Source organism: Anaerotruncus sp. DFI.9.16 (assembly GCF_024461615.1).
Lineage (GTDB): Bacteria > Bacillota > Clostridia > Oscillospirales > Ruminococcaceae > Anaerotruncus > Anaerotruncus massiliensis.
The window spans coordinates 1-6,543 of the sequence record NZ_JANFZX010000093.1; the positions used below are offsets into that span (position 1 = coordinate 1).

The 6,543-nt window shown below is 63.9% G+C and carries 6 protein-coding genes; 5 read left to right on the forward strand and 1 reads right to left on the reverse strand.

Going from position 1 to position 6,543, the window contains the following annotated elements; translation table 11 throughout:
• Window positions 1-332 precede the first annotated feature (332 nt).
• From serC to NE609_RS16560, 4 genes are all read left to right on the forward strand, one after another.
• A complete protein-coding gene (gene serC, locus NE609_RS16545; RefSeq protein ID WP_256153149.1) occupies window positions 333-1,418 on the forward strand; it encodes a 3-phosphoserine/phosphohydroxythreonine transaminase in 1,086 nt (361 codons plus the stop codon).
• Entirely contained in the window at window positions 1,418-2,584 is a 1,167-nt protein-coding gene (locus NE609_RS16550; protein ID WP_121587075.1) for a phosphoglycerate dehydrogenase, read from the forward strand. The genes serC and NE609_RS16550 overlap by 1 nt, the downstream gene beginning before the upstream one ends.
• 277 nt (window positions 2,585-2,861) lie before the next feature.
• On the forward strand, window positions 2,862-3,335 hold the full coding sequence (locus tag NE609_RS16555) for an NfeD family protein (RefSeq protein ID WP_256153150.1): 474 nt from the start codon (window positions 2,862-2,864) through the stop codon (window positions 3,333-3,335).
• A 14-nt stretch (window positions 3,336-3,349) separates the two neighbouring features.
• Entirely contained in the window at window positions 3,350-4,273 is a 924-nt protein-coding gene (locus NE609_RS16560; protein ID WP_101548188.1) for an SPFH domain-containing protein, read from the forward strand.
• A 67-nt stretch (window positions 4,274-4,340) separates the two neighbouring features.
• Here the strand turns inward: NE609_RS16560 and NE609_RS16565 are convergent, their stop codons facing one another.
• Window positions 4,341-4,943 (reverse strand): DUF1638 domain-containing protein, encoded by a 603-nt coding sequence (locus NE609_RS16565; RefSeq protein WP_256153151.1) that lies wholly within the window; start codon window positions 4,941-4,943, stop codon window positions 4,341-4,343.
• Window positions 4,944-5,086: 143 nt separating this feature from the next.
• On the opposite strand from NE609_RS16565, the gene hflX reads away from it, so the two are divergent.
• The gene (gene hflX / locus NE609_RS16570; protein WP_256153152.1) at window positions 5,087-6,337 is read left to right on the forward strand and encodes a GTPase HflX; all 1,251 of its coding nucleotides are present in this window, start codon (window positions 5,087-5,089) and stop codon (window positions 6,335-6,337) included.
• Window positions 6,338-6,543 lie beyond the last annotated feature (206 nt).

Here is a 6,543-nt window from a genome sequence, read left to right on the forward strand (position 1 = left end):
GCGCAAGAAGTCGGCCCGCCTGCCGGGGCGGGTCCCGGCAATCTCCGCCGCCGAAAGCGGCACATCTGGAGTGCCCCGAAGGGGCGCGAAAAAAGCCCCGCCGGGCGCAGCGCGGAATACCCGGGAAAAACCTCCGCCGCTCCCCGTGCGGCAGATCCATTGGGAAGAACCACCGAAATCTGCATGTCCGGAAGGCTCATCCTGCAAAAAAACGGCGAATTTGCCTCCCAAAGGGAGAATAAGATTGACTGGGGCGGCGGTTTGAAATATAATGGTATCAATATTTTCATTACGCTGCCCAAGTAAATTGGGTGGAAGGGGAGGTTTTACAATTGGCAAGGGCATACAATTTTTCGGCGGGCCCGTCGATGCTGCCCGAGAGCGTGCTGGCGAAAGCGGCCTCGGAGATGCTCGACTACCAGGGCACCGGCGAATCGGTCATGGAGATGAGCCACCGCTCGAAGGAGTACCAGGCGATCATCGACGGCTGCGAGGCGCTGCTGCGCGAGGTCATGGGAATCCCGGACAACTATAAGGTGCTCTTTTTGCAGGGCGGCGCGTCCAGCCAGTTCGCGATGGTCCCGATGAACCTGATGACGGGTTCCGGCAAGGCCGACTTCGTGATCACCGGCCAATGGGCCACCAAGGCGTACAAGGAGGCGTCCCGGTACGGAGACTGCAAGGCGGTCGCCTCCTCCAAGGACAAGACGTTCTCCTACATCCCCAAGCTCGATCCCGCCGAGTTCCGGCCTGATGCGGATTATTTCCACATCTGCCTCAACAACACGATCTACGGCACCGTCTGGCATGAGCTGCCCGACACCGGCAGCGTCCCGCTCGTTGCGGACGTCTCCTCCTGCATCCTCTCCGAGCCGATCGACGTGAGCCGCTTCGGCCTGCTCTACGCGGGCGCGCAGAAAAACATGGGCCCCGCGGGGCTGACCGTCGTCATCGTGCGGGAGGACCTCGTCGGGAAGGCGATGGAGAGCACGCCGACCATGTTCAACTACCAGACCCATGTGGACAACGGCTCGATGTTCAACACCCCGCCGACCTATGCGATCTACATCTGCAAGCTCGTGCTCGAGTGGCTCAAAAACGAGGTCGGCGGCCTTGCCGGGATGAAGAAGACCAACGAGAAGAAGGCGGGTCTCCTCTACGATTTCCTCGACCGGTCGAAGCTCTTCAAGGGCACCGTCGCCAAAGAGGACCGCTCCCTCATGAACATCCCCTTTGTCACCGGCAGCGACGAGCTCGACGCGAAGTTCGTGTCCGAGGCGAAGGCCGCCGGGTTCCTCAACCTCAAGGGCCACCGTTCGGTGGGCGGCATGCGCGCCTCGATCTACAACGCGATGCCGGTCGAGGGCGTGGAAAAACTGGTTGCGCTGATGGCGAAGTTTGAGGAGGCGAACGGCTGATGTACAACATTAAAACGCTCAATAAGATCAGCCCCAACGGGCTGGACGTCTTTGACCGCAACAAATACCGCATCGGCGACGACGTGGAGGACCCCAACGGCATCCTCGTGCGCTCGGCCGCGATGCATGAGATGGAGCTGCCCGAATCCCTGCTCGCGGTCGCGCGGGCGGGCGCGGGAGTCAACAACATCCCCATCGACCGGTGCAGCGAACAGGGCATCGTCGTCTTCAACACCCCGGGCGCGAACGCGAACGCGGTCAAGGAGCTGGTCGTCTGCGCGCTGCTCATGTCCGCGCGCAAGATCTACCCCTCGATGGTGTGGACGCAGTCCCTCAAGGGCCAGGGCGACGAGGTCGGCAAGCTCGTCGAAAAGGGCAAGAGCCAGTTCGTGGGCCCCGAGCTAGCCGGCAAGAGCCTCGGCGTGATCGGCCTGGGCGCGATCGGCACCCGCATCGCCAACTTCGCCCGCCACCTCGACATGGAGGTGTGGGGCTACGACCCCTACCTGTCGGTCGAGAACGCGTGGAACGTCTCCCGCAGCATCAAGCACGCCAACAGCCTCAAGGAGATCTATGAGAACTGCGATTTCATCACCCTGCACATCCCCTCCACGCCCGAGACCAAGGGGATGATCAACTCCGAATCGATCCAGATGATGAAGCACGGCGTCAGGCTCTTAAACTTCGCGCGCGGCGATCTGGTGGTCAATGAGGACCTGCTCGCGGGACTGGAGGAGAAGCAGGTCCGCTGCTACTTCACCGACTTCCCCAGCGAAGACCTGCTCGGCCATCCGGGCGTGCTGGTGATCCCCCACCTCGGCGCGTCCACGCCCGAAAGCGAGGACAACTGCGCGCGCATGGCCGCCGAAGAGCTTGTCGACTACCTCGAGAACGGCAACATCCGCAACTCGGTCAACCTGCCGTCCGTCTCGATGCCGCGCAGCGGGGACAGCCGCATCACCCTCATCCACCGGAACATCCCCGCGATGCTCACCCAGTTCGCCCCCGTCCTCTCGGACAGCGGACTCAACATCGAAAACCTCACCAACAAATCCAAGAAGGACTACGCCTACACGATGGTCGACGTCAAGGGCTGCATCAGCGATGAGATCATCGCCAAGCTCCGCGACATCGAAGGCGTCATCCGCGTCAACATCTACCGGTAACCGCGATTTCAAAACGCCCCCTGCGCCGCAGGGGGCGTTTCTTTTTCCCGGCGCAAAAAAATAAAAAGTGAGGATGAGGGAGATTGAGAGAGCATGGAGGCGTGCGGATAAGATCGGGGGATCAGCCGGGGCGGGCGGATGCCGGGGGATGCGGGGGGAACGGAAAAGAGATTCTTTAGCGGTTGTGGAATCCGTGCGGAATGTGGTACAATATGTTCAAGCGGAATCCGGATTACAAAAGCCGCTCAGATAAAAGAAGAAAGTGAGGGTTGCCGGCATGAATATGCTTTCCTGGTGGCAGCAGTACGCGCCGATCGTCTGGCTGCTGCTGGCCATTGCGTTCGCAGTGTCCGAGGGCCTGACCGTCCAGCTCGTATCGATCTGGTTCGCGGTGGGCGCGGCGATTACCGCGGCGGAAGCGGCGCTGTTCGACGTGTCGTGGGTGGTCCAGCTTTGGACGTTCGTGATCGTCTCGGCCGTCCTGCTGATCGGCACCCGGCCAATCGCCAAAAACCTGCTCCATGTCAAAAAGGAGAGCACCAACGCGGACCGGTTCATCGGGCAGGTGGGCGTCGTGACCGCCTCCATCGACAACGACCTCTCCGCGGGACGCGCGCGGGTCGGCGGGCTCGATTGGTCGGCGCGCTCCAGCGACGGGGCCGACATCCCCGCCGGAGAAAAGATCAGGGTGCTCGCCATTGACGGCGTCAAGCTGATCGTCGAACCTTACAGCAAACAAACCGAATCATAAGGAGGACACGCAACATGTTGGGAATCATTCTGGGCATCCTGGTATTGATCGTCCTGATCGTCGTGATCACAAACATCAAGATCGTCCCGCAGGCGTCGGTTTACGTCGTCGAGCGCCTGGGCGCTTACTACGCGACCTGGGAGACCGGCCTGCACTTCAAGATGCCGTTCTTCGACCGGATCGCCAAGCGCGTCTCCCTCAAGGAGCAGGTCGCGGACTTCGCGCCCCAGCCGGTCATCACCCGCGATAACGTCACCATGCAGATCGACACGGTCGTCTTCTACCAGGTGACCGACGCCAAGCTCTACACCTACGGCGTGGAGCGCCCGCTCTCCGCGATCGAGAACCTGACCGCGACCACCCTGCGTAACATCATCGGCGAGATGGAGCTCGACAGCACCCTCTCCTCGCGCGACGTCATCAACACCAAGATCACCGCGATCCTCGACGAGGCGACGGACAAATGGGGCATCAAGGTCAACCGCGTCGAGCTCAAGAACATCCTGCCGCCGCGCGAGATCCAGGACGCGATGGAGAAGCAGATGAAGGCGGAGCGCGAGCGCCGCGAATCGATTCTGCGCGCCGAGGGCGAAAAGCGCAGCCAGATTCTGGTCGCCGAGGGCGAAAAGGAGTCCGCCATCCTGCGCGCCGAGGCGGAAAAACAGTCCGCGATCCTGCGCGCCGAAGGCGTCAAGGAGCAGAAGATCCGCGAGGCGCAGGGCGAGGCGGAGGCCATCGCGTTGGTGCAGAAGGCGAACGCCGACGCGCTGCGCGTCCTGACCGAAGCCAACGCGAGCGACAAGGTCGTCCAGCTCAAGAGCCTCGAGGCGTTCGCCAAGGCCGCCGACGGCAAAGCCACCAAGATCATCATCCCCAGCGAAATCCAGTCGCTGGCCGGTATGGCCTCCTCCCTCAAGGAGCTCGTCTCCGACAGGTGAGAAATTCCCGTGAAGGCAACAAAAGGGACGGGCGCGAGCCCGTCCCTTTGCAGCTGATGCATAAAAATCACTCGGCGCGGAAAAGCTCCTGCGTGTAGGTGGGGACCACCCGGCCGCCCGCCGGGACCGTGACGAAATCGTCCCCCTCCCAGGCGCCCGCGAGCAGCCGCGCGAGCAGCGCGGGGTCGATCTCCTCCGCGAAGTAATCCCAGCCGTTTTTCCGGGCCGCGGCGCGCGCCTCGATGCTTTCGTCGGGAAGCCCGAGGGTGGTGTCCGCGAGATAGCAGAGAGCGGAGCAGCCGGCGCGCGGGGTGAAGAAGAGCTCCTCCGCGCAGAGCGGGGCCCGCCAGCAGAGCTCGCCGCCGTGCAGGCCGAAGAGGCCGCGGTAGCGGGGCGCGCCGCCGAGCAGCAGGGAAACGCAGTTATGTACGCGCGGCAGAACGAGCGGGACGGCTCCCGCCGCGAGGCCCTCCCCGTCCAGCAGTTCCGCGCCGTCCGCGAGCAGCAGCGCGTCAAAGCCCTCCGCGCGGGCGATCCGCTCACGCAGGAATGTGGGCCGGTCGGCGCGGGCCGCGGGCAGATAGACCGGCTCCAGCCGATGGGGAGAGGCGGAGAGCATGCGTTCGATGACGGGGCGCAGGGGGATGCTGGCGATCAGGTTGAGCTTCATCGGTTGTTCACATCCAATTCATGATTTCTAGTTTGAGTTTAGCCCATAAACGCCCCGGGTTCAATGCAAAGAATCTGGAAAAAAGTTTGCCGCCCCCGCAGGGGCGCGGAAAGCCCCGGACAAAGGGGGAAGGGAGCAGGCGGATGATCGAAAACAATGTGGAAAAAAAGCAGCGCGCGGTGCTCGTCGCGGTGGACACGGGGGAGTATGACGCGCAGGTGTCCCTCGACGAGCTTGAGGAGCTTGCCGTAACCGCCGGCGCGGAGACCGCTGCCAAGGTGCTCCAGAAGCGGGGCGGCTTCGACCCGGCCACGGTGATCGGCAGCGGGCGGCTTTCGGAGATCGCGGAATTCTGCAAGGGGGACGGCGCGGACCTCGTCGTCTTCGACTGCGAGCTCTCCCCGGCGCAGATGCGCAACATCGAGGACGCGTGCGGCGTGCCGGTCATCGACCGCACCACCCTCATCCTCGACATCTTCGCCCAGCGGGCCGTCACCGCCGAGGGGAAATTGCAGGTCGAGCTGGCGCAGCTGCGCTACCGGCTGCCCCGACTCACGGGGCTGGGGGGCGCGCTCTCCCGGCTGGGCGGCGGCATCGGCACGCGCGGCCCGGGCGAAAGCCAGCTCGAAACCGACCGCCGGCACATCCGGCGGCGGATCGCCGCGCTGCAGGAACAGCTTGCCGAGCTGGAAAAGCGGCGGGGACTCCTGCGCGCCCGCCGCAAAAAGGAGGGGGTCACGACCGTTGCGATCGTCGGCTACACCAACGTCGGCAAATCGACCCTCCTGAACGCCCTGACCAATGCGGGGGTGCTCGTCGAGGACAAGCTCTTCGCAACCCTCGACCCGACCTCGCGCGCGCTCTCCCTGCCGGACGGGCGGGAGGTCCTGCTGATCGACACGGTCGGGCTGGTGCGGCGGCTGCCCCACCAGCTTGTCGAGGCGTTCAAATCCACCCTCGAGGAGGCGGTGAACGCCGACCTGCTCTGGTGCGTGTGCGACGCCTCCTCCGACGAGACCGACGAACAGGTGGCCGTCACCCGCCGTCTGATGGAGGAGCTCGGCGTGGGCGACAAGCCGATGCTCGTGCTGCTCAACAAATGCGACCTCATCTCCGAGGCGCCGCTCCTCTTCGGGGAGCGCACCGTCCTGCTCTCGGCGAAAACCGGCTTCGGCTTCGACGACCTGCTCCAGAAGACCGCCGCCGCCCTTGCGCCCACCCATCGGCGGCTGCGCCTGCTCATTCCCTACGACCGCTCGGGCCTGGTAAACGAGATCATGGCGGGCGGCAAGGTCTTTTCGCAGGAGTACACGCCCGAAGGAACCAGTCTCGACGCGCTCGTCGACGTGAGGATTCTGCACAAGGTGGCGGAGTTTGTCCTGCACGGGGAGTGATTATTTGCCGCTCGGTGAGCGGCGGAGTTGCCGGGTCCCGCCCCGGGGTGGTTTTAGATATTCCGCCCGGGGGTCGGAGGGCCTGTCGGTAGTCGACCGACAGCGAGTTCCTTTCTTGCATGCCCAAGAAAGGAACCAAAGAAGGGCACGAGGGGCTTCGCCCCCTTGACCCCCGCGCCGCCTCCGGTTGGCCTGCGGCCAAAGTC